This window comes from Citrobacter sp. B72, assembly GCF_016894305.1.
GTDB lineage: Bacteria > Pseudomonadota > Gammaproteobacteria > Enterobacterales > Enterobacteriaceae > Citrobacter > Citrobacter portucalensis.
Map to the genome: position 1 here is coordinate 2,014,464 of NZ_CP069801.1, position 25,074 is coordinate 2,039,537.

Genomic DNA, 25,074 nt, shown 5'->3' on the forward strand with positions numbered 1-25,074 from the left:
CAAGATGACGCTTTCGCTGTTTTTCAGGCGAATTTACTATCCCGTAAAGTTGCGTATAATTTGCCAGGAAACATCTTAAAGTAAAGTGAATGTTGCGTTATGTGAGTGAGGCAAAAACAAATAAGCCGCGACAGAGATATCCTGGTGGATGTTGTCACTTTTTAAATTTAGGACAATCCTTAGTAAAACAGGATAAAAATTAAGGGTTATTATTTTCCTGGCATTTCGCTGACGATATCGGCCAGTAAATTAAAAATTTCACTGAATAATCGTTCGCAGAATGGCGCAATTAATGGCATTAGCGCCGCCATTAGTGAAATACCTACGGTCAGAGTGAGAGGAAAGCCGATGACGAAAACCGACAGCTGTGGTGCCATGCGATTTAACAAACCAAGTGCGAGGTTTAGCGTGAGCAGTAGCGTCATTACCGGCAGGGCCAGCATTAGCCCGTTGAGGAAAATCAGGCTACCCGCCCGTGCCAGTGCAAGAAACGCATTGCTGTTCACCGGATTGCCGCCGATGGGCAGAGTATGAAAAGTATCTACCAGCAGCGAAATCAGCCATAAATGGCCGTTAAAGGTCAGGAACAGCAGCATGGCGAGCATGTCGATCAGTCGTGCCAGAACCGGCATATTCAGACGGCTACCGGGATCGAAGAACGTCGCGAAGGAAAGGCCCATTTGCAGGCCAATTAATTCCCCGGCGGTACGTACTGCGGCAAACGCAAACTGCATGGTGAAGCCTAATGCGATACCGATCAGGATTTGTTGCATTGCCTGCCAAAGCGCGCCAACAGAAAAGATGGGAACGTCAACGGCGGGAATCGATGGGGCGATAACGACGGTAATCATCAACCCCAGCCCCAGCTTTACCCGTTTGGGGATGGCTCGTTCACTGAGGATGGGGGCCGTTGAGATGAGCGCCAGTACGCGCAGCAAAGGCCAGAAGTATAAATTCAGCCAGTGGAGCCACTCAACGCTGGACACCTGCAACATAACGTTGTCTACCCGATGATATAGGGGATATTGCTGAACAGCGTACGCACGTAGTCGAGCAGCAGGTTAAGCATCCACGGGCCAGCAACAATGATGGCAATAAACACCGCGACAATTTTGGGGATGAAGGACAGCGTCATTTCGTTAATCTGGGTCGCCGCCTGCAGAATACTGATGATAAGACCTGTGACGAGAGCGACCAACAGCAAAGGCGCGGCAAGGGCCAGGGCGACTTTCATCGCCTCTGTGCCCATCATCATGACCGATTCAGGAGTCATTTCGCGCCTCTAACTGTAAAAGCTTTGTGCCAGCGAGCCGACAAGTAGCTGCCAACCGTCTACCAACACAAACAGCATCAGCTTGAACGGCAACGCGATTGTGGCGGGCGGTACCATCATCATCCCGAGCGCCATCAACACGCTGGCGATTACCAGGTCGATAATCAGAAACGGAATAAAAATGGTAAAGCCTATCTGGAATGCTGTTTTCAGCTCACTGGTGACATAAGCGGGCAGCAAAATTCGCATCGGCACGGCTTCTGGTCCCTGTAACGGACCGCTGTTTGCTAAGCGCGCGAAGAGTGCCAGATCGGCTTCACGGGTCTGGCGCAACATAAACTCACGCAGCGGCTGGGCGCCTTTCTCCATGGCTTCCTGCATGGAGATCTTCTCTTCGCTGAACGGTTGGTATGCGTCAACGTAGATTTTATCGATCACCGGCGACATGATGAAAAAGGTCAAAAAGAGCGCCAGGCCCAGGAGCACCTGGTTAGGTGGTGCTGAGGGGGTACCCAGCGCATTTCGCAGTAGACCAAAAACGATGATGATGCGGGTGAAGCTGGTCATCATCAGCAAAATTGCAGGCAGGAACGTCAGCGAGGTGATGAACACCAGCGTCTGCACGGGCAACGTCCAGTTTTGTCCGCCGCCCGGCAACGGCTGACTGACCAGACCCGGGAGTTGGGCGAGGGCAACGGGGCTGAAAAGCCACAAGCCTGCCAGCGTAAGGGATAACAAACGGCGCATCAGGATCTCCCAGGACGCTTCAGCAAACTCTTCATCATGGCCTGGAAATCCGCAGGGGAGGCCGTTTTTTCTTCTGCATCGGCAGGTGCCGGGGGCAGGGTATGCAGGACATTAATCTGCGAGGCTGTGACGCCCAGTACCAGACGGGCATCTTCGACCTCGACAATCACCACGCGCTCACGTGGACCCAGTGAGGTGCTGGCCGTGACTTTCAGCCCATGCGTACCGGCACTTTTGGGGGCAAACCCCAGACGTTTAATGACCCAGGCCGCCGCCAGGATCAAGACGATGATCCCGAGCAGCGCGCCGCTTACCTGCACCAGCGGTGAGCCGGGAACGGCGGCGGGTTGAGAAACGGTAGCCTGGGTATTCATGATTAACGGCTCAGGCGGCGCATACGTTCAGACGGGGTGATAATGTCAGTGATACGCACACCGTATTTATCCGCAACTACGACAACTTCGCCTTGGGCAATCAGATAACCGTTGATCAGAATATCCAGCGGTTCGCCTGCCAGACCATCCAGTGCGACAACCGATCCCTGCGTCAGACGCAGCAGCTCTTTGATGGTCATGCGGGTACGGCCCAGTTCGACGGTCAGCTTGACCGGAATGTCCATGATCAGGTCGATGTCCTGCAAAGCACCGCTGACGTCGCCGCCACCTAACTGCTGGAATACCGCATCGGCCGCACTTTTGGTGGGCGTGGTTTTTTGCTCGTTTAACGCGTCAGCCCACAGATCGTCCAATGCGCCAGTGTTCTCATCGGACGGATTATTCATATCACTCATTTGGGCTGTTCCTCATTCAGCGAATTCAAAATCGGGTTTATCAGATGTTCTACGCGTAACGCATACTGACCGTTTACAGTGCCATACTGGCTGGTCAGCACAGGCACGCCGTCCACATGAGCAATAATGCGGTCGGGTTTTTCAATCGGCAGTACATCGCCGGGTTTCAGTTTTAAAATCTGGGATAGCCGCAGCGGGATATCGGCAAAGTTTGCCACCAGCTCCAGCTCAGAATGCTGAACCTGACGCACCAGATTATTGCGCCAGTTCTGATCTTCATTACGCGAGTTTTCCAGCGGCGGATTCACCAGCAGCTCACGCAACGGTTCAATCATGCTGAATGGCAGACAGATGTTAAATTCACCGGTCAGGTTGCCAATTTCAACGTGGAACGGGGTGTTCACCACAATGTCGTTCGGAGAAGTAGTGATATTGGTAAATTTCACCTGCATCTCAGAACGGACGTATTCCACTTCCAGCGGGTTGATGGCCTTCCACGCGTCGCTGTAGCTTTCCAGCGCCAGCTTCAGCATGCGGTTGATAACGCGCTGTTCCGTGTGCGTAAATTCGCGGCCTTCGACTTTCGTCGGGAAACGACCGTCACCGCCAAACAGGTTGTCTACGGCGATAAATACCAGACTCGGTGAGAACACCACCAGACCCGTACCGCGCAGCGGCTTCAGGTGGATTAAGTTCAGGTTGGTCGGAACCGGTAAGTTGCGCGCAAATTCATGGTATGGCTGGATACGTATCGCACCCACGGTAATATCCGGGCTACGGCGCAACAGGTTAAATAATCCCATTCGGAACTGGCGCGCAAAGCGTTCGTTAATGATCTCCAACGCCTGTAAACGCTCACGTACCACGCGACGCTGAGTGTTGGGATCATAAGGACGAATATCGCTTTCTTTTGCGATACCTGAAATGGGTTCGTCTTTGGTTTCGCTATCGCCGTTGAGCAATGCGTCGATTTCAGCCTGAGAAAGAATACTGTCGCCCATGTCTTTACCGCAGAATAAAAGCTGTATAAAGAACGTCGGTGACAACCTGTTTCGGCTGCCCAACAACGAGCGGAGTCGCCAGCGTCTCTTTGATGGCGGTAATCAGCTGTTGCTTACCTTCCTCGGTGGCGAGTGTGGCTGCATTCTGACGAGAGAACAGCAGCAGCAAGCGGCTGCGCACTTCCGGCAGATATTCGTTAAGACGTGAACGTGTCGCCTCATCTTTCATGCGCAGCGTGATACCGATATACAGTACACGATCTGCATCACCCAGATTGACGGTAAAGGTATCCAGCGCAAAGAACACCGGGGCTGGCGGTGGAGGCGGTTCCGCTTTGACGCTGGCGGACGGCTGCTGCTGCATGCGCCAGTAGCTATAACCCGCAGTTGCGCAGGCGGCGAGGGTAATTAATACCAGCAGAGGGATCCAAATAGCGCGTTTACTTTTTTTGTTAATCGCGGAGTCAGTCATCAGATACGGGCTTCCTGTTTCGGTACAGCTTATGGGCTGATTATCCCGTGTCCTGTCCACGACAAAGCGTGGAAAAGACGCGGATAATCATGCTACCTCTGGCGTTAGGCGAAGATGTCTACTGCGCCATCGCCGCGGGCAGCGGCTTGCAGCGAGGCTGGGGTTGCCAGTATTGCGTCATCTTCAGCGGCAAAAATGTCTTGTCCTTGAGCGCGACCAGCCTGCTGTTGCTGCCCGGAAGACTGCTGATGGCCAGCGAAGCTTTCACTGCTGATGTTGCTTTGCCCCAATTGGATCCCGCTTTCAGCCAACTGCGTACGCAGCATCGGTAATGCGGCTTCCAGTGCGGCGCGCACGTGACTGTGCGGTGAAACCATTTGCAACTGCGCGAGGTTGTCGTCCAGCTTGAGGGAAATATGTACCTGACCCAGGTCCTGCGGATGCAGACGCAGCTCTGCGCTTTGCTGGCCCTGGCGCGTGAACAATGTGACGTGCTGGCTCAGCGATTGCTGCCATTCATGGCTACCTAACGGAGCGCTTAACACCGGCGCGGCCGTCGGTAACGGTTGTGCATGTGTCTGTGGACCACTTAGCGGGGCCGCAGTCATGCCAATGCTGGTCGGTGACGGGGTGCTATCGATTTCAGCTCTGGCGTTCGCCGCCGCCGTCAGCGGGGTTAGTGCTGGATTGTTTGCCTGATTAGCACCACCGCCAGCAATTGTGACATCCGCTTTGCCTTTTTTGGCATCACCCGGCAGCAATTCGTCTGCATTATCAGTCGTCGCGCCGAGTGCAGCGCCACGTGACAATGCGGAAAGCGTGGCATCAACCGGGGCTGGTGCGCTGTCGACGGCAGGCGTAGCCAGCGGTTGTCCTGGCAGCATGGCGAACAACGCACTTAGGTTGGCGAGATCGTCATCACTCAGCGTGGTGTTTTTTTCGTCCTGCTGAGCAACTTTGCCCAGCGTCGTCAGGGCATTAGCTTTCAGTGAAGGTGTGAGAGCAGACAACAGTTGCTGAGCGTCTGTCATGTCGGCAAGAGAAGACTCGGTTTGTAGCTCCTGTTGCGCCAACAGATCGGTTAATTTGACCGACTGTGCGGCATCGCCATTTTTTTGCAGTAACCCTTTTTGCAGCTTACTGCTGGCCGCTTGTAAGTCGGCAAGCGACAGCGGAGCGTCTTTACCCTGCGCGTCGCCCGCACCTAATGCGCCAGCCAGCAGCGCTAAAAAATCCTCGGGTGAATCTACCGCTTTGCCTGACTGAAGACCTGCGGCTACGTCGGTGTCGGTGGTAATCAGTTGGGGTAAAGTAATCATTCGGGTTTCCTCATAGCTGCGCGCTGAGCAAATTCATCCATTTTTTTCTGATCCAGACGGTTTTCGGCCAGTAACGCCGCCGAGGTTTGTCTGTCCTGCAACGTCTGCCACGCCTGTAATCGTTGTTTTTTGTCGCGCCAACTGTTCAAAGCCATGTCCACTTTTTGCGTCCACTGATTGAGCTGTTGGCGGTGTTGTTCAATCGCTTTTTCCAGCGTCTGAATGAATTGCTGGTAGTTAATCCAGCGATTGCTGGTAATACCCTGGCCCATATCGGTATTCAGATTGTTGCGATACTCATGCTGATAATCGATCAGCATTTTTAACTGTTCTTCCGCCTGCTGACAGCCACGACGCATCTCTCCTAATAAGACAGCGGCGTCATCTACCTCTTTTTCAGCCAGGTCTTTCAGTGTTGCTAACGCACCATGTTGTGCCATGACCTATGCTCTCCTGCTTAATCACACACCAGGGAAAATCAGTTCTAAAGCTTGTAAAGAATCTTCCCAGTCAGCCCGTTCAAAGATGCCTTGCTGTAAAAACGCTTCCAGCTGTGGCCATAAGGCGATGGCTTTATCCAGCATTGGATCGCTGCCTTTGGCATACGCCCCCACGCTGACCAGATCGCGGTTACGCTGGAAGCTGGATAGCAACTGTTTAAAGTTACGCACCCGCGCATAGTGTTGTTCACTAATGAGCGCGGTCATGGCGCGGCTGATCGAAGCTTCGATATCGATGGCCGGGTAATGACCTGCTTCGGCCAGATGGCGGGACAGCACAATGTGGCCGTCCAGAATCGCGCGCGCGGAATCGGCAATCGGGTCCTGCTGGTCATCACCCTCGGTCAGTACGGTATAAAACGCGGTAACTGAACCGCCGCCGTGTATACCGTTTCCGGCCCGTTCAACCAGCGCCGGTAATTTGGCGAATACTGACGGCGGATAACCTTTGGTTGCCGGTGGTTCGCCGATTGCCAGGGCTATCTCACGTTGCGCCATCGCATAGCGGGTGAGGGAATCCATAATCAGCAATACGTGCTGTCCGCGATCGCGGAAATCTTCGGCGATGCGCGTGGCGTAGGCCGCGCCTTGCATACGTAACAGCGGTGAAACGTCTGCCGGAGCGGCAATCACCACTGAGCGTGCGCGACCGTCAGCGCCGAGAATATTTTCAATAAAATCTTTAACTTCACGGCCACGTTCGCCAATCAGGCCGACGACGATGACGTCGGCCTGGGTATAGCGCGCCATCATGCCGAGCAGGACGCTTTTACCGACGCCGGAACCTGCGAAAAGCCCCATACGCTGGCCGCGACCAACGGTTAATAACGCGTTGATGGGGCGTACGCCAGTATCCAGAACGTGTTCAATTGCGGTACGTTGCAGCGGGTTAAACGGTGGCGTAATCAGCGCGCCGGTTTCGGTGGTATCCGGGGCGGGCAGTCCGTCGAGCGGTTTGCCGCTACCGTCCAGCACACGACCCAGCAGAGCAGGGCCAAGCGGTAATTGCTTCCCGCTTTGCAGACCTTCTCCGGCAATGTTCTTCGCGTATACGCGTGCGCCGGGCAGAACGCCTTCGACCTCTTCGAGCGGCATCAGAAACAGACGTTGACCGTTAAAGCCTACGACTTCGCTTTCAACTTCCTGGGTTTCGTTGCCATCCTGGCGTTCAATGACGCAGGTGGCACCCAGCGGCAGCTGTAACCCCGTAGCTTCCAGCACCAGCCCGGTTGCGCGGGTCAGACGACCGTAACGACGCACCGCAGGCAGCAGCGACATTTTCTCTTCGAAGTTGTCCAGCGTATTGAGCCAGCGAGTCAGGCGAGTGGTCATTACACGACTCCCGGCGCTGCCAGACGGCAGAGTTCTTGCCAGCGTGTGGCGACGCTGGCATCCAGATCGCCTTCGTCGGCTGAGACTTTACAACCGCCGTGATGCAGCGTGGGATCGCCGCGCAGCCGCCAGCCGTGCAGGCTGAGAGTGGCACCGAGCATCTCCTCAACACGCTGGAGATCGTCCGGATGTACGCGCAGCTGCGGTTTACCGCTAAACAGCGGTTCCTGTTGTAATAACTGTTGGATCTGCTTAATCAGCGCAGCGTTATCCACGATAGGCGTCTGACCAATCACCTGACGCGCAGCTTCCAGCGCCATTTGCATCAGGCGCGAGGCAATGACGCTGTCCAGTGCGTCCAGCGTATTCTGAAACTCGCTCACCAGTTGCTGCATACGGGCATGAATCGGCGCATGCTGCGCACGCGCCTGGTTCTGGCCTTGCTCCAGCCCCTGGCTCAGACCTTCCTGATAGCCTTGTTCATGACCCTTTTGTCGACCTTCCGCCAGCCCCGCGTTATACCCTTGCTCATGGGCCTGCATTTGCAGCTGTGCGAGCTGTTGTTCAAGCTGTTGCTCTGCGGAAAGCTCGGGTTCTTCCGTCTCTTCGGACAGCGGCGTTTCGCTGTGGTCGGCCAGCACGAACTCTGCCATCGGTGGGGCGAGATCGTCCGGAGTCCAGACTTTCCACGGCAGTTCGTTAGACATAGGTATCCTCGCCGCTGCCGATCACCATCTCGCCGGTTTCCGCCAGACGACGCACAATAAGCAGAATCGCTTTCTGTTCGTTTTCCACCTGCGACAAGCGCACCGGACCGCGGTTGGCAAGGTCGTCGCGCAGAATATCGGCAGCACGTTGCGACATGTTGCGCAGGAACTTCTCGCGTAGCGGCTGTTCGGCACCTTTCAGCGCAATCAGCAGCGATTCGGAATCCACTTCCTGCAGCAGGCGCTGGATACTGCGATCGTCGACGTCCACCAGGTTTTCGAACAGGAACATCTCGTCGATAATTTTCTGCGCCAGTTCGCCGTCGAATTCGCGCACGGCGGTGATAACCGCTTCTTCCTGCTGGGTTTTCATCAGGTTGATAATTTCTGCCGCCGTTCTCACGCCGCCCATTTTGCTGCGCTTGAGGTTCTGGCCATCGAGCAGACCGTTCAGTACCTCGGTCAGTTCTGCCAGCGCGGCAGGCTGTACGCCGCCGAAGGTGGCGATACGCAGCATCACGTCGTGACGTAAACGCTCGTCGAACAGCGCCAGAATATCGGCGGCCTGGCCCCGTTTGAGGTGCACCAGAATGGTGGCGATAATCTGCGGATGCTCGTCGCGGATAAGGTCGGCGGCGCTTTGCGGCTCCATAAAGTTGAGCGTTTCAATGCCGCTGGTGGTATCGCGGGTTTCCAGAATATCTTCCAGCAGGCTGGAGGCGCGTTCCTCGCCCAGCGCTTTCACCAGCACGGAGCGCAGATATTCGTTGGCATTGATATTCAGCGCGGCAAACTGTTCTGCTTCTTGCTCAAATTCGGCCAGCACTTCAGTCAACTGTTTGTTGGAGATCTGGCGTACGTTCGCCATCGCTGTACTCAGCGCCTGAACTTCGCGCGTGGAAAGGTGTTTAAACACCTCTGCCGCGCGATCTTCGCCAATGGTCATCAGCAGGATGACGCTTTTATCGGTACCGGTAAGGGCATTACTCATGATCGTTACTCATCCACTGGCGAATGACCAGCGCCACGACGCGCGGATCGTTATCTGACATTTCACGAATACGCTGGCTCATCACTTCTGCACCCAGACGCTGATTCGTACGACGCTGCTGGGTCTGTTCGTCTTTGCTGAGGCGAACTTCTACCGCTTCTTCGGTTTCCTGACGAATACGCGTTTGTTCTTGTACCGCTTTTGCTTCTTCGCTGCGGCGAACCAACTGCGGGCGAACAGCTTTGCGCCACAGGATCCAGGCAACTAGCAGAACCAGTAACCAACGGCCTGCGGTCATCAACTGATCAATAAAGAACGGCTGTTTCCAGAACGGCAGCTCGCCAATGGAATCGTCGGTCGCCGTGAACGGAGAGTTCACCACGTTCAGGGTATCGCCACGTTTGTCGGAGAAGCCCATCGCTTCGCGGGTCAGATCCTCAATCTGTTTCATCTGATCGGCGGTTAGCGGCAGCGGTTTGCCGTCCGGCAACGTTTTATAGTTGACCACCACTGCAACCGAGAGACGCTGCACATCCCCGACGTTCATTTTGGTGTGGCGAATGGTACGGTCGACTTCATAGTTGCTGGTTTCATTGCGCTGCGTACTGCGTGGACCGGCATTATTGCTGTTATTTGCCGTCTGCGTGGTTTGCGCATTTTGCTGATTAGCTGGAGGGTTGGCGATTGGCGCGGTATTCGCCGGTGCTGGCTGATTAGACAATGCGCCCGGTACGCCGCCTGGCGCTCCGCTTCCGATCTGCTCGCTGACGTTTAACTGGCGTGAACGCAGCACGGCCTGGGAATCATCACCGTTTGGACGGTACTGTTCTTCGGTTTGCTCTTTATTAGCAAAATCCAGCTGCGCGGTGACCTGTGCATGTACGTTACCGTTGCCGACAATCGGCGACAGGATCGATTCGATACGACGTTGAACGCGGCCTTCGACATCGCTGGCGTATTTCAACTGCGCATCGTTAAGATCGCGGCTGCTGGTGTTCGACTGAGTTAACAGATGACCTGCCTGGTCGACCAGCGTAACATTGCCCGGCGGTAACCCTGCGACAGCGCTGGAAACCAGATGCGTAACTGCACTTATCTGACCTTCATCCAGTGCACGACCCGGTTCAAGGTTAACGGTCACGGAGGCTGAAGGCGCTTTTTGCTCACGCACAAATAGCGACGGTTTCGGCATTGCCAGATGCACGCGGGCGCGTTTTACCGGTCCCAGCGTTTCAATGGTCCGGGCTAATTCACCTTCCAGCGCACGCTGGTAGTTGACCTGCTCGCTAAACTGGCTAATACCAAACTTTTCCTGATCCAGCAGTTCAAAACCAACGGCGCCGCCTTTCGGCAGGCCTTGCTGCGCCAGACGTAAACGTAGTTCGTGGACTTTATCGGCAGGAACTTCTATAGCACCGCTTCCCTCTGTAAAACGATAGGGAACGTTCATCTGCGTCAGTTGGGTGACAATCGCGCCACCATCCTGATCGGAAAGATTGCTGAACAGCGTGCGATAGTCAGGCGCTTTGGCCCACAGGACCATCGCCACGATGATAGCGACGGCAGCGGCTCCCGCCACAATCAAAGGAATTCTGGGATTCGCGCGCAGGCGGTTTAACCACTCGAGAGGTTTAAGCTGGGTTGCAGTCGATGCTGTCGCACTCATCTCGCACCTCGTGGCTTATCGTGGACGGCGTTTTTTGCAAAGTGGAACAAGACTCACTCCCGGGTCAGCAAACTCGAAAAATTGACGGTCTCATTATTTGCGGTTTCGAATTTTTCTATGCGTTAAAAACCGTGGTTTTTTATCGTTATTTAACGCCTTTATCTTATTGACTAACTGGTAATCTCAGCTACGTAAAAAATCATCCAGGGGATCAGAATGTCGGCAATACAGGGGATTGAAGGGGTCATCAGCCAGTTACAGGCCACGGCGATGTCAGCAAAAATGCAGGATATGCAGCCACAACCGACCGTGAGTTTTGCCGGACAACTGCATGCGGCGTTAGACAGAATCAGCGATGTGCAAACCGCGTCCCGTACGCAGGCGGAGAAATTTACCCTGGGTGAGCCGGGTATTGCGTTAAATGATGTGATGACCGATATGCAAAAGGCGTCGGTATCGATGCAGATGGGTATTCAGGTGCGTAACAAACTGGTGTCGGCGTATCAGGAAGTGATGTCGATGCAGGTGTAGGGACAACGTGCTGGGAATGTTTGCCGGATAAGCGCAGTGCCATCCGGCAAACAGTTACTTCTGAATCAAATAGCGGATCGTTGGACCATCCTGCTGAATATCCAGCACCGTATAGCCGTGATTACGCGCATCCAGTGGAATATTATTGATTGACTGCGGGCAATCGCTCACAACTTCCAGAATTTCACCTTTCTTCAATTGCGGCATCGCTTCCAGCGTGGCTACAGCAGGGTATGGACACGGTTCGCCGACCATATCGAGGCGATAATCAGGCACGATATTTTTCATACAGACTCCTTGGCAGGCGTCAGCCCTGCGCGACGGAAGAAACGTTTTTCCCAGCCGATAATCAGCATCAGCGCGGCAAACAACAGCAGATAGGTCACCAGCAGACCGCCGAGCGGACCGAAGGTGTTGAGCAGATTCACTTTGTCCCAGTTGGTGGCAAGCGCGGGAGCAAAATCATCCCAGTAGTAGGCCAGAATGGTCGAGCCAATAACGTTGCCCAGACCAACCCACCAGTAATGCACCTGGCCTTCAACGGCGCGATACATCCAGCCGGTTTCACATCCGCCCGCTAAAACGATGCCAAAGCCGAACAGCAAGCCGCCGATCACCGCATTCGGACCCGCCCACATGATTTTAGGCTCGACGCCTAGTTGCACGTAGCTAAAAATACCGATGGCGCTGACCGCCATCCCGAAGATGATCGCTTTTGCCATATGGGTGCGACCGGAAATCCACAGATCGCGGAAGGCGGAGGTGAAGCAGATTTGCGCCCGTTCAATCAGCAGTCCGAACCCAACGCCGAACAGCATCGCCAGACCGAGCTTGGGTTTATCCATCGCCGTGAGTAGCGCCCAGCCGATCATGGCGATAAACACCAGCATGCCCAGGCGGAAACGGCGACGGGCCTGATCCGGCTTTTGCGTTAACGGCGAAGCGGCGGAGACTTTCTGCATTTTGACCGGAATACGAAACATCGGCAGCAGGGTAAAGCGTGCGCCAAACCAGGAGCCAATGGCCGTGGCCAGCGCAAAAAACCAGGCGTGTAGCGAGAACTGCGGAATGCCGGTGAAGAATGCGGCCAGGTTACAGCCCATTGCCAGCCGTGCGCCGAATCCGGCGATTGCCCCGCCGACTATCGCCTGCATAATGCGCACCCGACTGCGCGGCATGCGTAACTTGACGTTGTTGGCCCACAGTGCGGCAGCAAAACAGCCGCCGAACATACCGAGGATCATCATTCCGTCGATGCGGGTCAGGGGCGAGCCTTCGAGATGGATCAGCTTGTAGTATCCCCACTCTTCGGCGTGCACACCAAACAGTTGCAGGATTTGACCACCCCAGCGGGTGAATTCACCGGTAACGGCCCAGAAGGTTCCCGTAATGCCGAAATAGTAAGTAGAGAGAATACCCGCTGCGATGACCGCAGGGGCGGGGGCCCAAAATTTAATTAACCAGGCCTGTTTGAAGTGTTGCCATGACATGCGTTGTGCCTCTGAACTCAGAAGGTATGTAACAAGAAGTGTGGATACTACACCGTTCAGAATTTTTGACTATGAGTAATAAGAGGTAACACCGTCTGGATCAATCTTTCTCAACGCTGCCGAAAGGCTGGCGAGATCAGGCCTTTAATGCCACAATCCCATTTTCTTCGCATGCAGGATGAATGATGAAAAAATTAGCAATCGTTGGTGTATTTCTGGCGCTTACCGGATGCGCCGAAGTAGAAAATTATAACGACGTGGTGAAAACGCCAGCGCCAGCCGGTCTGGAAGGATACTGGCAGTCAAAAGGTCCGCAACGCAGCCTGGTGAGTCCGGAAGCGATTGCCAGCCTGGTGATAACGAAAGAGGGCGATACGCTGGATTGTCGCCAGTGGCAGCGGGTGATCGCGCTGCCGGGGAAACTGACGATGCTTTCCGGCGATCTCACCAACGTGACGGTGAAACGCGAGCTGTACGAGATCGAGCGCGAAGGCAATACGCTGGAATATGACGGTATGACGCTGCAACGGGTGGATCGCCCGACGCAGGAATGTGCTGACGCGTTAAAGAAAACGCCGCTGGCAACACCGCTGCCATAAGCCGTACGCCCCGGTAACCATCGGTCACCGGGGTTGAGCTTTACAACACGTCTTCAATCACCCACACGCTGACGCTCCCGCCGTTACAGAAAAACGTCGCTTCGCCGTTTTCATCGGTGACCACGCTTTCTTCACGATTTCCCAGATAGTCCCGCCAGGTTTTATTGCCATAATTCGCGCCGAGATTGATGGTCTTTTCTCCGTCATCGCCGTTAGACAACACCACCACACAACCGGGATCCTCATCCGTACCGCTGCGGCTAAAAGCGATACAGTTAGGATGATCGAAAAAGAGCGTCTGTACCCCATGCGCGAAGCGCTGGCGTGCGAGGATCAGTTCATCAAGTTGTTCAATGATCGGCATGTCGATAGGATAGGTTTCGCCATCGCCGCCGGTGTCTTCGTAATGCGCTCCGTAGAGGTCAGGGTAAAACACCGACGGTACGCCGTTTTCGCGCAACAGGATCAGCGCATAGGCCAACGGCTTAAACCACGGCTCGACGGGGGCTTCGAGTGCCTGTAAAGGTTGTGTGTCGTGATTGGCCACCAGCGTGACGGCATGAAACGGATCGGCCTCCACCAGAGTGTCGGTGAAAATCTGGCTCATGTCGTAATCGCGGCCCTGACGGGATGCTTCGTGGAATTTCATCTGCAAAGGGGCGTCGAACAGCATGGTTTTCCCCTCCACCTGATTAATGTAGGTTTGCAGCTTGTCGACTTCGTGGGACCAGTATTCCGCCACAATAAACAGCGGCTTGGGTGCAACCTCCTGCACGTGCTCAATCCACTCTTTGTAAAACCATGCCGGAATATGTTTCACCGCATCTAAACGAAAACCGTCACACTGGGTTTGCTCCATTACCCAACGCGCCCAGTATTTGAGCTCCTCAGTCACCGCGTGATTGCGAAAATCAATGTTTTCGCCCATCAGATAATCAAAATTACCCAACTCATCATCGACCTGATCGTTCCAGCCTTCTCCGGTGTAATCGTTAACGATTTTAAAAATCCCGTCTTCGGTTGGGTTCTCGATATGGTCAATGCCGCTGAAGCATTTAAAGTCCCAAATGAATTGCGAATACTGGCCAGCGCGGGCAGGGAAGGTATAGCGCGTCCAGCCTTCGCACTCGACAATCTCATCATCTATTTGCGTGCGATCCTCGGCGTTAACGCGCTGGACGCGGATCTTTTCTTTCTCATCAGCGCCCATTTTGTGGTTAACCACCACGTCCAGCAGTACGGCAATATCATTGTGCTTAAGTGCGTCAATCGCCGCCAGCAGCTGGTTTTTATCGCCGTATTTGGTGGCGACGGTTCCCTTTTGGTCGAATTCGCCTAGGTCAAACAGATCGTACGAGTCATAGCCAACGGAATAGCCGCCGGACGCGCCTTTATAAGCGGGGGGCAGCCATACCATATTGATGCCGATATCATTCAGACCGCCTGCACGTTCGGCAAGCTCGGGCCAGAGTTGACCGCCATCAGGGTAATACCAGTGGAAGTACTGCAATAACGTGGGATTTTTCATCTTCCGTGCTCCAGAAGTCGTTTGGCCGACCTCTGGAGTATGGAAGATAATTCAGACGAGACGGGAAATTATTGTGGCGAGGTGGGGGCGTCGGGTACTAACAGCATGCCGGAAAGACGACCATAGGCGTTATTCAGCGTCTTTTGGCGTGTCGACTGGCCGATGAGGTTGCTGAGCTCATCCAGTCGCTGCTGCAACAACGTTTTGAGTAATTGTTCGTTATCCAGCGTTTGCTTAATATACCCGGCCACTAAGTCCTGAATACTTCGCGTAATGCCCGGTGGAGTTTGCTCTTCCATGACCACTTCAATACTTTGCAGATAGGTAACTTCCTGTTCCAGTAAAAGGTCCCATTCACCACGCTGCGCCAGTTCCAGCAGCGAGTGACTGAGTAGCGCGATGCGCTGCCAACGGTTGATAAACTCCACGGCTGAGGTCATTAACGAGACTCCTGGGACGACGCTTTCGGTGAGATCTGTTTCCAGGCATCTGCAATGTTGCCGAGTAACTCTTCGACTTCTTCAATGGCCTGACAATCATTTCGCAAGTTAGCTTGCAGTAAACGGCGGATCATATAGTCATACAGCGAGGACAGGTTGGTGGCGATTTCACCGCCAGTTTCCTGATCCAGGCCTGCTTTCAGACCATTGTCGATAATGTTAATGGCTTTGCTTAAGGCCTCGCCTTTGGCGACGATATCACCCTGCTGCATAAACAGGCGAGCGCGCACGAGGGCGCTATTTGCGCCATCAAACAACATTTCAATCAGCTGATGCGGATTGGCGCTCATCACGGCGCTTTCCACACTGACCTGTGCATAGGCTTTGGTACCGCTCGCGGTATACATGCTTACCTCGTGTTATCAGGATTTATTCATCGCTGTAAATTGTTGGTTCAAATAGGTACTGGTGTTATTCATTTTGCTCATCATGGTGTCCAACTGCGTAAACTGTGCCGTGTAACGCGCTACCATGTCATCAATGCTGGCGCTGACTGAAAGATACTGTTTGGTCAGTTTTTTCAGCGTGGCGTTAATACTGTCCTGTGCATTGTCGATAATGCCGTCATCAGCGAGATAGCTTTTTACTTCAGCCGCAATTTTGGTGGTGATGCCGGTTTCTTTGCCGTCGCCTGCCAGCAGTTCGCGAACTGAGGCGGTGTTTTCGTCCAGCGCTTTTTTCAGTTTGGTATCATCGATGGTCATCTTGCCGGTTTTGCCATCCTGCTTGATGCCAATTTCATTCAGCGTCTTAAAGGCACCTTCGCTACCAGAGTTGGCAAACTGCGCGCGAATACCGGTCTGGATCATACGCACTACGCTATCACCGACCAGCGCGCCGTTATCTTTATCCTGACCTTCAGCCCCGGCATCAACCGCTTTATACTTGGTCAGCGTATTGAAGGTATCAATCAGCGAGTTATAAGCATCAACCCAGCCTTTAATTGCTTCTGTCGCTTTGTCATTGCTTTTGGTCACGGTCACGCGCGCATCAGTGACTTTCTTGGTCAACTCCAGCGTGACGCCCTGCGGCGCATCGGTGACTTTGTTGCTTTGACGTTCAATATCGATACCGTTCATCGTGAGCTTGGAGTTTTGGGCCTGAACCAGCTCGGTCATTTTTCCAGTACCGGTCTTACTGTCGTAGGCCAGCAGATCGTTCAGCTTACTGTCGCCGTCAACGGAGATGGTCATCTTACTGTCCATACCTTCAGCGGCGGTCAGTACCAGTTTAAACTCGCCGTCTTTCACCTTGACGATACTGGCAGAGATACCGCTGTCGGTATCGTTAATTGCCTTGCTGATATCATCCAGCGTGGTCTTATCTTGCGAGAGTTTAATCTCCAGCGGCTCTTTTCGACCGGGTTGTTCAATTTTAATAGTACGAGTACCAGAACCATCACCCAGCGCCTCTTTGCTGGAAGCAACTGATTTGGTACTCAGAGATTGCGCCTGCGCCAGTTGCGTGACGCTGATGGTATAAATACCCGGTGCCGCCCCAGCTTCGGTGGTGACTTTCAGGTCTTCAGTACTGCTGGTCACATTACTACTTCTGAACAGTTCCGGTTTATTTAACGCGGTATTGGCCGTCTGGAATTTTTCCAGCGCACTCTTCAGAGTACCGTAAGCCGTCAGCCGGGCGGTGTTATCGCTTTGCTGCTGAGTAATTGGATTTAAACGTTTTTTCTCAGCAATAGTCAGGTTGTTTAGCAACGTGTCCAGTGGTAAGCCTGAGCCCACGCCCAGTGATGTAAATGAAGCCATGCCTAATTCCTTGTGATTGCAAACAATTGTTAAGCGGGTTATCGGCAATCTGCGCGCAAAGTTTAATGATAGTTTTGTAAAAATAATGCGCAGAATAATGGCATATAAAGAGGGTATTTCAGGGGCTAAGAAAAAATAGGGCGGAAAGTAAAAATTTTCTAAAGTTCGAATTTAAGGTGCCGATACATGGGTTACGGTGAGAAACCGTGGGCAACAGCCCAATAACATCAAGTTGTAATTGATAAGGAAAAGATCATGGCACAAGTCATCAATACAAACAGCCTGTCGCTGTTGACCCAGAACAATCTGAACAAATCTCAGTCTTCCTTGAGCTCCGCTATCGAGCGTCTGTCTTCCGGTCTGCGTATCAACAGCGCGAAAGACGATGCTGCTGGCCAGGCAATTGCCAACCGCTTTAGTTCTAACATTAAAGGTCTGACCCAGGCATCTCGTAACGCCAATGACGGTATTTCGATCGCACAGACCACCGAAGGTGCACTGAACGAAATCAACAACAACCTGCAACGTGTGCGTGAATTGGCTGTTCAATCTCAGAACGGGACAAACTCTGATAGTGACGTTCAATCAATTCAGCAGGAAATTGAACAACGGCTGGCTGAAATTGACCGCATCTCCGGCCAGACTCAGTTTAACGGCGTAAAAGTTCTGACTCAGGATACGAAGTTAGGTATTCAAGTTGGTGCTAATGACGGCGAGAAAATTGAAATTGATCTTAAAAAGATTGATACCACAACTTTAGGGTTGTCTAAATTCTCCGTCGATACTGGTTTTGACACTACAAAAGTAAATACTACAGCTATTGCTGATGGTACTGCGAACGTTGCCATTTCATATAAAAAGGTGACTGCAGATATCCAGGCTGATGGTAATGCTGCGAATAAAACAGCTGATGGACTGTATGCTTTAAGTAATGGCTCTGGTTACGCAGTTAAAACGGGGGCAACCTACCATGCAGCAACTATCGCTACTGATGGTAAAGTAACTTGGGATTCTGGCTCTGCTGATATTGCAGCTACTGTTGATACGACTAAAGCGGTCACTGAAGCGAATGTCGCGACGAAAAAAGTTACTGTTGATACCAAATCATTGGCTGCTAACCAGACTTTAAACTCGTATAAAAAAGACGACGGTACTCTGGGTTATGTGATCAAGGAAGGTACCGATTATTATCGTGCTGACATCGATTCAAACGGAAAAGTTAAAGTAGGTACGGCAATTTCTAGTAATCCTGATGTGCTTTCAACCATTGATAGTGCACTGAAAATGGTTGATGGGCAGAGAAGTTCACTCGGTGCAATTCAGAACCGTTTTGATTCAACTATCACCAACCTGGGTAACACAGTCAACAACCTGTCTTCTGCCCGTAGCCGTATCGAAGATTCCGACTACGCGACCGAAGTGTCTAACATGTCTCGTGCTCAGATCCTGCAACAGGCGGGTACTTCTGTTCTGGCGCAGGCAAACCAGACCACGCAGAACGTCCTGTCTCTGCTGCGTTAATTTACGCTTATCGCGCAAACCCCGCTCCGGCGGGGTTTTTTACATTTAGCTTTACCCGTAACCCCCAAATAACCCCCCATTTCACCCACTATTCACCCGATTAAAACCCCTGCAGAAACGGATAATCATGCCGATAACTCATTTAACGCAGGGCTGTTTATCGTGAATTCACTGTATACCGCTGAAGGTGTAATGGATAAACACTCGCTGTGGCAGCGTTATGTACCGTTGGTGCGTCACGAAGCATTGCGCCTTCAGGTGCGTTTGCCGGCGAGCGTAGAACTGGATGACCTGCTACAAGCGGGCGGCATCGGGTTATTGAATGCCGTTGACCGATATGACGCTTTGCAAGGAACGGCATTTACCACTTACGCAGTGCAGCGTATTCGTGGAGCAATGCTGGACGAACTACGTAGCCGGGATTGGGTGCCGCGTAGCGTTCGGCGCAATGCTCGCGAAGTGGCACAGGCGATGGGACAACTGGAGCAGGAATTAGGGCGCAACGCGACGGAATCCGAAGTGGCGGCGCGTTTGGCTATTCCTGTGCAAGAGTATCGTCAGATGTTGCTCGATACCAATAATAGCCAACTTTTCTCTTATGACGAGTGGCGGGAAGAGCATGGCGATAGTATTGAGCTGGTGACGGAAGAACATCAGCAGGAAAACCCGTTACAACAGCTACTTGAGGGTAACCTCCGCCAGCGCGTGATGGATGCGATCGAGGCGTTGCCGGAGCGCGAAAAGCTGGTGTTAACGCTGTACTACCAGGAAGAGCTGAATCTGAAAGAGATTGGCGCGGTACTGGAGGTCGGGGAGTCACGGGTTAGCCAGTTGCACAGTCAGGCCATCAAACGTCTACGCACTAAGCTGGGTAAGCTATAGGGGTACATCATTACCCCTGAACAATGCCGCATTACGAATTGACTACCAGGAGTTCTCATGACGGTGCAGCAATCAAAAAGACGGCCTCTAAGCCGCTACCTCAAAGATTTCAAACACAGCCAGACGCATTGCGCCCATTGCTTTAAGTTGCTCGACCGGATCACGCTGGTTCGTCGTGGGCAAATTGTGAATAAAATCGCCATCGCCCGCCTGGACACTTTGTTAGATGAAGCCGAGTGGGAGCAGGAGAAAAAAGAGTGGGTGGCGCTGTGTCGTTTTTGCGGTGATTTGCATTGCAAAGAGCAGAGCGACTTTTTCGACATTATCGGTTTTAAACAGTTTTTATTTGAGCAGACCGAAATGAGTCACGGCACGGTACGTGAATACGTTGTCCGCCTGCGTCGCCTCGGAAATCACCTGACCGAACAAAATATCTCTCACGAATTGCTGCAGGAAGGGTTCCTGGACGAAAACCTTGCCCCGTGGCTGCCGGAAACCAGCACCAACAATTACCGCATCGCCTTGCGTAAGTATGAGCAGTTCAAAGCCCATACCCATATGGGACATATGCAGAAATCCTCCTGGACAGCCAGTTCTGATATATATTAAAAACGAATAAGGTGTAACAGAGTCGTGTTTGTGGAACACAGCAAACGCTTTACACTGTAGTCATAAATGATAGTCACTAATGACAATATTCGGGGTAACTATGAAATTAGCACTTCTGGGACGTCAGGCTCTGATGGGTGTAATGGCTGTTGCACTTGTCGCTGGAATGAGCGTAAAGACTTATGCAGATGAAGGTCTGTTAAATAAAGTTAAAGAGCGCGGCACGCTGCTGGTGGGCCTGGAAGGGACCTATCCCCCGTTTAGTTTTCAGGGCGATGACGGCAAGCTGACCGGTTTCGAAGTGGAGTTCGCTGAGGAACTGGCCAAGCACCTTGGGGTGAAAGCTAACCTGAAGCCGACCAAGTGGGACGGTATGCTGGCCTCTCTTGATTCCAAGCGCATTGATGTGGTCATCAACCAGGTGACCATCTCTGACGAACGTAAGAAAAAATACGATTTCTCTACCCCGTATACGGTTTCTGGTATTCAGGCGCTGGTTAAGAAAGGTAATGAAGGCGTTATTAAGACCGCTGCCGATCTGAAAGGTAAAAAAGTCGGCGTTGGTCTGGGCACCAACTATGAAGAGTGGCTGCGCCAGAACGTGCAGGGCGTGGATATTCGTACCTATGATGATGACCCGACCAAATACCAGGATCTGCGTGTAGGTCGTATCGACGCCATTTTGGTTGACCGTCTGGCGGCGCTGGATCTGGTCAAGAAAACCAAGGATACGCTGGCTGTAACCGGTGAAGCATTCTCCCGCCAGGAGTCCGGCGTGGCACTGCGCAAAGGAAATGAAGATCTGCTGAAAGCGGTTGATGCGGCCATTGCTGAAATGCAGAAAGACGGTACGCTGAAAGCCCTGTCTGAAAAATGGTTTGGAGCGGATGTGACGAAATAATCAGCATCCGATGAAAAAAGGCGCCTTTAACAGCGCCTTTTTTTATTTCATTGCGCCTGAGCGTGCATAATAAAAAGAACATCACAACAACGAATACCGGAGGCTGTATGCCGCTGCATAACTTAACGCGCTTTCCACGTCTGGAATTTATTGGCGCGCCAACGCCGCTCGAATATCTTCCACGCTTCTCCGACTACCTCGGGCGCGATATTTTCATCAAACGCGATGACGTCACGCCGATGGCTATGGGCGGCAATAAGCTGCGTAAGCTGGAATTCCTGGCCGCAGACGCACTGCGTGAAGGCGCTGATACGCTGATAACCGCGGGTGCCATCCAGTCTAACCACGTTCGTCAGACGGCGGCGGTAGCGGCTAAGCTTGGCCTGCACTGCGTGGCGCTGTTGGAAAATCCGATTGGCACTACTGCGGAAAACTATCTCACCAATGGCAACCGTCTGCTTCTGGACCTGTTTAATACGCAGATCGAAATGTGCGATGCGCTGACCGACCCGAATGCGCAACTTCAGGAACTGGCGACGCGCATTGAAGCACAGGGGTTCCGCCCGTATGTGATCCCCGTAGGGGGTTCCAACGCGTTGGGCGCATTGGGTTATGTAGAAAGCGCGCTGGAAATCGCCCAGCAGTGTGAAGGGGCCGTTGCGCTTTCTTCCGTTGTGGTGGCATCGGGCAGCGCGGGGACGCATGCCGGGCTGGCCGTGGGCCTGGAACAACTGATGCCAGACGTCGAGCTTATCGGCGTGACCGTTTCGCGCAGTATCGCCGATCAAAAGCCCAAAGTTGTAACGTTGCAGCAAGATATTGCCCGTGAACTGGAACTGAAGGTCTCAGCGGATATCCTGTTATGGGACGATTATTTTGCGCCGGGCTACGGTACGCCAAACGAAGAAGGCATGGAGGCGGTAAAACTGCTGGCGCGCCTGGAAGGCATTTTGTTGGATCCGGTGTATACCGGTAAGGCGATGGCGGGTTTGATTGACGGTATCAGCCAGAAACGCTTCAAAGACGAAGGCCCAATCCTCTTTATTCATACCGGTGGGGCACCTGCACTGTTTGCCTACCATCCTCACGTGTAACAACCAGGTCGAAAAACGCTAATGCATGAAAGTATCCAACTGGTAATTGATTCTCTGCCGTATCTGCTCAAAGGCGCGGTTTTTACGCTGCAACTGAGTATCGGCGGGATGTTTTTTGGCCTCGTGCTGGGGTTTATCCTGGCGTTGATGCGTCTGTCGCCGCTGCTGCCTGTGCGCTGGCTGGCGCGTTTTTATATCTCTATTTTTCGCGGAACACCGCTGATTGCTCAGCTGTTTATGATCTATTACGGTCTGCCGCAGTTTGGTATTGAGCTTGATCCCATCCCGGCAGCGATGATTGGCTTGTCGCTGAATACGGCAGCCTATGCTGCGGAAACCCTGCGTGCGGCAATCTCTTCCATCGATAAAGGGCAGTGGGAGGCAGGCGCCAGTATTGGTATGACGCGCTGGCAGACCATGCGCCGGGCAATCCTGCCGCAGGCTGCGCGTGTTGCGTTGCCGCCGCTGAGCAACAGCTTTATCAGTCTGGTGAAAGATACCTCTTTGGCCGCCACTATTCAGGTACCGGAACTGTTCCGTCAGGCGCAGCTGATTACCTCGCGTACGTTGGAAGTCTTTACGATGTATCTGGCGGCCTCGTTGATTTACTGGGTGATGGCGACGGTGCTTTCTGCGCTGCAAAACTATTTTGAAGAACAACTGAACCGCCAGGAGAGAGAGCCGAAATGAGTGCTATCGAAGTCAGAAACCTGGTCAAAAAATTTCATGGGCAAACGGTGCTGCATGGGATCGATCTTGACGTCAAACCTGGTGAAGTAGTAGCGATTATTGGGCCGAGCGGATCGGGCAAAACCACGCTGCTGCGTAGCATTAATTTGTTGGAGCAACCGGAGGCGGGCACTATTAAAGTGGGTGAGATTACCATTGATACCGCGCGTTCGTTGACTCAGCAGAAAGGGCTGATTCGTCAGTTACGTCAGCACGTCGGTTTTGTGTTCCAGAACTTTAATTTGTTCCCGCATCGGACGGTGCTGGAAAACATTATTGAAGGGCCGGTGATAGTCAAAGGTGAACCAAAAGCTGAAGCGACAGCTCGTGCGCGTGAATTGCTGGCGAAAGTCGGGTTGGCGGGCAAAGAAACCAGCTATCCGCGGCGTTTATCGGGCGGACAGCAGCAGCGCGTAGCGATTGCCCGAGCGCTGGCGATGCGACCTGAGGTTATTCTTTTTGATGAACCGACCTCCGCACTTGATCCTGAACTGGTTGGCGAGGTACTTAATACCATCCGCCAGTTGGCGCAGGAAAAACGCACCATGGTAATTGTGACGCATGAAATGAGCTTTGCTCGCGACGTGGCCGATAGAGCGATATTTATGGATCAAGGACGGATAGTGGAGCAGGGACCAGCAAAATCCTTATTCACGCATCCGCAGCAGCCGCGTACCCGCCAGTTCCTTGAAAAGTTTTTGATGCAATAAATAGTGCATATAGCACTCGTCGGAATTGTTTCTGGCGAGTGCTGTTCGCATAACTATTTATAATTATTGCTTTATTATTAACGCTTGAATCTGTTACTTCCTTCCACTGTTGAGTAATACTCAAGTAATTCTTCATTTGTCCGATAATTTGCATATATAAAATACATTTATGTGTTAGCTTGTTTCATATGTTTGGATGATTATCAATCTCAGGGGCATTACCACTTAGTATGCAGGATCATGATTTCTTCACCTGGCGACGGAGCATGCTGTTACGCTTTCAGGAAATGGCGACGGCAGAGGATGTCTATACGGAATTACAACAACAGACGCAGCACTTAGAGTTCGATTTTTACGCGCTCTGTGTTCGTCATCCGGTACCTTTTACCCGACCTAAAACGTCTCTTCATACGACCTATCCCAAAGCATGGGTGGCGCATTATCAGTCCGAAAATTATTTCGCCATTGATCCGGTGCTGAAACCTGAAAACTTCAGTCAGGGGCATTTACCCTGGAACGATACTCTGTTTCGCGATGCGCAACCTTTGTGGGACGCCGCACGCAATCACGGTTTACGCAAAGGGATGACGCAATGCTTAATGTTGCCTAATCGGGCGTTGGGTTTTTTATCGGTATCGCGTGCAAGTATCCGTAACAGTCGCCTTGCGAGCGATGAAGTGGAGCTCAGGATGCAGCTTCTGGTACGGGAAAGCCTGTCTGTACTGACGCGGCTGGAAGATGACATGGTTATGGCGCCAGAAATGCGCTTTAGCAAGCGGGAAAAGGAAATATTGAAATGGACGGCGGAGGGGAAGACCTCTTCAGAGATAGCCATCATTCTGTCGATTTCTGAAAATACCGTGAACTTCCATCAGAAGAATATGCAAAAGAAATTCAATGCACCAAACAAAACGCAGATAGCCTGTTATGCCGCGGCAACCGGGCTTATCTGAGTAAATTATCGTTCTGAGTGTCAGACGCAAAACCGGCTGAGAGCATTGCTATCAGCCGGTTTCTTTTTACTGGCGGTAAGCTTGTTTAATTTGCTTAACCGTGTTGGAAAATACCGCCGCCTGTGATTGATCTTCAATCAGCGCGAGCTGTTTTTCCATTTTAAGAATCACGCGGCCTGCATCGGCTTGACCCATTGCCTGCAGCATCAGCGTTAACATGGCTTTCAGGCAGGTGACTTCGTTGGCCAGTTCCTGGTTATTCTCAGCAGTGGAAAAGTCAGGCGTACTCATTTATTTTCCTCGTTATGTTTCAATGAAAAAGTGCGATGTCAAATCTTAAGGCGGCGGAGTATACCATAAGCGAGGCTAAAAATATCTGTGGTTGTTTTTTGCGCGGACCAATGTTGTGGACATTAAAATAAACAACATGTTGCAGTGCATATATTTTCTCCACATGTTGTTTATT

Annotated in this window: 30 protein-coding genes and 1 pseudogene; 10 read left to right on the forward strand and 21 right to left on the reverse strand. The window is 52.5% G+C overall.

The window, feature by feature from the left end:
* Window positions 1-199: 199 nt before the first annotated feature.
* The 13 genes and pseudogenes from fliR to fliF all read right to left on the reverse strand — a co-directional run bounded on the left by fliR (window position 200) and on the right by fliF (window position 10,798).
* A pseudogene (fliR, locus tag JQN59_RS09570) lies at window positions 200-995 on the reverse strand (flagellar biosynthetic protein FliR).
* Between the two features lie 8 nt (window positions 996-1,003).
* On the reverse strand, window positions 1,004-1,273 hold the full coding sequence (gene fliQ / locus JQN59_RS09575) for a flagellar biosynthesis protein FliQ (protein ID WP_003030425.1): 270 nt from the start codon (window positions 1,271-1,273) through the stop codon (window positions 1,004-1,006).
* A gap of 9 nt (window positions 1,274-1,282) precedes the next feature.
* Window positions 1,283-2,020 (reverse strand): flagellar type III secretion system pore protein FliP, encoded by a 738-nt coding sequence (gene fliP, locus JQN59_RS09580; RefSeq protein ID WP_003834056.1) that lies wholly within the window; start codon window positions 2,018-2,020, stop codon window positions 1,283-1,285.
* The gene (gene fliO, locus JQN59_RS09585) at window positions 2,020-2,397 is read right to left on the reverse strand and encodes a flagellar biosynthetic protein FliO (RefSeq protein WP_095533179.1); all 378 of its coding nucleotides are present in this window, start codon (window positions 2,395-2,397) and stop codon (window positions 2,020-2,022) included. The genes fliP and fliO overlap by 1 nt, the downstream gene beginning before the upstream one ends.
* Window positions 2,397-2,810: a flagellar motor switch protein FliN gene (fliN, locus tag JQN59_RS09590; protein WP_003030433.1), complete on the reverse strand. Its 414-nt coding sequence runs from the start codon at window positions 2,808-2,810 to the stop codon at window positions 2,397-2,399. The genes fliO and fliN overlap by 1 nt, the downstream gene beginning before the upstream one ends.
* Window positions 2,807-3,811 carry a flagellar motor switch protein FliM gene (gene fliM, locus JQN59_RS09595; protein WP_003030434.1) on the reverse strand — a complete coding sequence of 335 codons (1,005 nt, stop codon included), beginning with the start codon at window positions 3,809-3,811 and terminating at the stop codon, window positions 2,807-2,809. The genes fliN and fliM overlap by 4 nt, the downstream gene beginning before the upstream one ends.
* Window positions 3,812-3,815: 4 nt before the next feature.
* The gene (gene fliL, locus JQN59_RS09600) at window positions 3,816-4,283 is read right to left on the reverse strand and encodes a flagellar basal body-associated protein FliL (protein WP_003834054.1); all 468 of its coding nucleotides are present in this window, start codon (window positions 4,281-4,283) and stop codon (window positions 3,816-3,818) included.
* 104 nt (window positions 4,284-4,387) lie between these two features.
* Entirely contained in the window at window positions 4,388-5,602 is a 1,215-nt protein-coding gene (gene fliK, locus JQN59_RS09605; protein WP_149607401.1) for a flagellar hook length control protein FliK, read from the reverse strand.
* Window positions 5,599-6,042, reverse strand: coding sequence for a flagellar export protein FliJ (gene fliJ, locus JQN59_RS09610; protein ID WP_003834052.1), 444 nt, complete (start codon window positions 6,040-6,042; stop codon window positions 5,599-5,601). Before fliJ ends, fliK begins: the two co-directional genes overlap by 4 nt.
* Window positions 6,043-6,063: 21 nt before the next feature.
* Window positions 6,064-7,434 (reverse strand): flagellar protein export ATPase FliI, encoded by a 1,371-nt coding sequence (gene fliI, locus JQN59_RS09615; RefSeq protein WP_047410431.1) that lies wholly within the window; start codon window positions 7,432-7,434, stop codon window positions 6,064-6,066.
* On the reverse strand, window positions 7,434-8,141 hold the full coding sequence (fliH, locus tag JQN59_RS09620; protein ID WP_003834049.1) for a flagellar assembly protein FliH: 708 nt from the start codon (window positions 8,139-8,141) through the stop codon (window positions 7,434-7,436). The genes fliI and fliH overlap by 1 nt, the downstream gene beginning before the upstream one ends.
* Window positions 8,134-9,132 (reverse strand): flagellar motor switch protein FliG, encoded by a 999-nt coding sequence (fliG, locus tag JQN59_RS09625; protein ID WP_003030443.1) that lies wholly within the window; start codon window positions 9,130-9,132, stop codon window positions 8,134-8,136. The genes fliH and fliG overlap by 8 nt, the downstream gene beginning before the upstream one ends.
* Window positions 9,125-10,798, reverse strand: a complete 1,674-nt coding sequence (gene fliF / locus JQN59_RS09630; RefSeq protein WP_071445475.1) for a flagellar basal-body MS-ring/collar protein FliF — start codon at window positions 10,796-10,798, stop codon at window positions 9,125-9,127. The genes fliG and fliF overlap by 8 nt, the downstream gene beginning before the upstream one ends.
* Window positions 10,799-11,014: 216 nt before the next feature.
* Here fliF and fliE point away from each other — a divergent pair, with 216 nt between their 5' ends.
* Window positions 11,015-11,329 (forward strand): flagellar hook-basal body complex protein FliE, encoded by a 315-nt coding sequence (gene fliE / locus JQN59_RS09635; protein WP_003030448.1) that lies wholly within the window; start codon window positions 11,015-11,017, stop codon window positions 11,327-11,329.
* Window positions 11,330-11,383: 54 nt separating this feature from the next.
* On the opposite strand, the gene yedF is transcribed toward fliE, so the two are convergent.
* Together yedF and yedE are read right to left on the reverse strand one after the other, a co-directional pair.
* Entirely contained in the window at window positions 11,384-11,617 is a 234-nt protein-coding gene (yedF, locus tag JQN59_RS09640) for a sulfurtransferase-like selenium metabolism protein YedF (RefSeq protein WP_000790504.1), read from the reverse strand.
* Window positions 11,614-12,819, reverse strand: a complete 1,206-nt coding sequence (gene yedE, locus JQN59_RS09645) for a selenium metabolism membrane protein YedE/FdhT (RefSeq protein WP_032943831.1) — start codon at window positions 12,817-12,819, stop codon at window positions 11,614-11,616. The genes yedF and yedE overlap by 4 nt, the downstream gene beginning before the upstream one ends.
* A 185-nt stretch (window positions 12,820-13,004) precedes the next feature.
* Here yedE and yedD point away from each other — a divergent pair, with 185 nt between their 5' ends.
* On the forward strand, window positions 13,005-13,418 hold the full coding sequence (yedD, locus tag JQN59_RS09650; RefSeq protein WP_003030454.1) for a lipoprotein YedD: 414 nt from the start codon (window positions 13,005-13,007) through the stop codon (window positions 13,416-13,418).
* Between the two features lie 40 nt (window positions 13,419-13,458).
* Here yedD and amyA read toward each other — a convergent pair whose 3' ends face one another.
* The 4 genes from amyA to fliD all read right to left on the reverse strand — a co-directional run bounded on the left by amyA (window position 13,459) and on the right by fliD (window position 17,209).
* Window positions 13,459-14,946, reverse strand: a complete 1,488-nt coding sequence (gene amyA / locus JQN59_RS09655) for an alpha-amylase (protein ID WP_048216064.1) — start codon at window positions 14,944-14,946, stop codon at window positions 13,459-13,461.
* Window positions 14,947-15,014: 68 nt separating this feature from the next.
* Complete coding sequence (gene fliT / locus JQN59_RS09660; protein WP_008785101.1) at window positions 15,015-15,386, reverse strand: flagella biosynthesis regulatory protein FliT; 372 nt, start codon at window positions 15,384-15,386, stop codon at window positions 15,015-15,017.
* The gene (fliS, locus tag JQN59_RS09665; protein WP_149607402.1) at window positions 15,386-15,793 is read right to left on the reverse strand and encodes a flagellar export chaperone FliS; all 408 of its coding nucleotides are present in this window, start codon (window positions 15,791-15,793) and stop codon (window positions 15,386-15,388) included. Before fliS ends, fliT begins: the two co-directional genes overlap by 1 nt.
* A gap of 15 nt (window positions 15,794-15,808) precedes the next feature.
* The gene (fliD, locus tag JQN59_RS09670; protein WP_149607403.1) at window positions 15,809-17,209 is read right to left on the reverse strand and encodes a flagellar filament capping protein FliD; all 1,401 of its coding nucleotides are present in this window, start codon (window positions 17,207-17,209) and stop codon (window positions 15,809-15,811) included.
* 255 nt (window positions 17,210-17,464) lie between these two features.
* On the opposite strand from fliD, the gene JQN59_RS09675 reads away from it, so the two are divergent.
* The 8 genes from JQN59_RS09675 to sdiA all read left to right on the forward strand — a co-directional run bounded on the left by JQN59_RS09675 (window position 17,465) and on the right by sdiA (window position 24,608).
* Window positions 17,465-18,730, forward strand: a complete 1,266-nt coding sequence (locus JQN59_RS09675) for a FliC/FljB family flagellin (protein WP_149607404.1) — start codon at window positions 17,465-17,467, stop codon at window positions 18,728-18,730.
* Window positions 18,731-18,892: 162 nt separating this feature from the next.
* A complete protein-coding gene (locus tag JQN59_RS09680; RefSeq protein ID WP_111465426.1) occupies window positions 18,893-19,612 on the forward strand; it encodes an RNA polymerase sigma factor FliA in 720 nt (239 codons plus the stop codon).
* Window positions 19,613-19,669: 57 nt separating this feature from the next.
* On the forward strand, window positions 19,670-20,221 hold the full coding sequence (fliZ, locus tag JQN59_RS09685) for a flagella biosynthesis regulatory protein FliZ (protein ID WP_100272221.1): 552 nt from the start codon (window positions 19,670-19,672) through the stop codon (window positions 20,219-20,221).
* Between the two features lie 100 nt (window positions 20,222-20,321).
* Complete coding sequence (gene tcyJ, locus JQN59_RS09690; RefSeq protein WP_003030469.1) at window positions 20,322-21,122, forward strand: cystine ABC transporter substrate-binding protein; 801 nt, start codon at window positions 20,322-20,324, stop codon at window positions 21,120-21,122.
* Between the two features lie 107 nt (window positions 21,123-21,229).
* On the forward strand, window positions 21,230-22,216 hold the full coding sequence (dcyD, locus tag JQN59_RS09695) for a D-cysteine desulfhydrase (RefSeq protein ID WP_149607405.1): 987 nt from the start codon (window positions 21,230-21,232) through the stop codon (window positions 22,214-22,216).
* A gap of 21 nt (window positions 22,217-22,237) precedes the next feature.
* Complete coding sequence (gene tcyL / locus JQN59_RS09700) at window positions 22,238-22,906, forward strand: cystine ABC transporter permease (RefSeq protein ID WP_003030474.1); 669 nt, start codon at window positions 22,238-22,240, stop codon at window positions 22,904-22,906.
* Window positions 22,903-23,655 carry an L-cystine ABC transporter ATP-binding protein TcyN gene (gene tcyN, locus JQN59_RS09705; RefSeq protein WP_003030477.1) on the forward strand — a complete coding sequence of 251 codons (753 nt, stop codon included), beginning with the start codon at window positions 22,903-22,905 and terminating at the stop codon, window positions 23,653-23,655. The genes tcyL and tcyN overlap by 4 nt, the downstream gene beginning before the upstream one ends.
* Before the next feature lie 230 nt (window positions 23,656-23,885).
* The gene (sdiA, locus tag JQN59_RS09710) at window positions 23,886-24,608 is read left to right on the forward strand and encodes a transcriptional regulator SdiA (protein ID WP_008785095.1); all 723 of its coding nucleotides are present in this window, start codon (window positions 23,886-23,888) and stop codon (window positions 24,606-24,608) included.
* A gap of 66 nt (window positions 24,609-24,674) precedes the next feature.
* Here sdiA and JQN59_RS09715 read toward each other — a convergent pair whose 3' ends face one another.
* Entirely contained in the window at window positions 24,675-24,899 is a 225-nt protein-coding gene (locus tag JQN59_RS09715) for a DUF2594 family protein (RefSeq protein ID WP_003030482.1), read from the reverse strand.
* Between the two features lie 19 nt (window positions 24,900-24,918).
* The gene (locus JQN59_RS27240) at window positions 24,919-25,062 is read right to left on the reverse strand and encodes a hypothetical protein (RefSeq protein ID WP_418219448.1); all 144 of its coding nucleotides are present in this window, start codon (window positions 25,060-25,062) and stop codon (window positions 24,919-24,921) included.
* Between the last annotated feature and the right edge of the window lie 12 nt (window positions 25,063-25,074).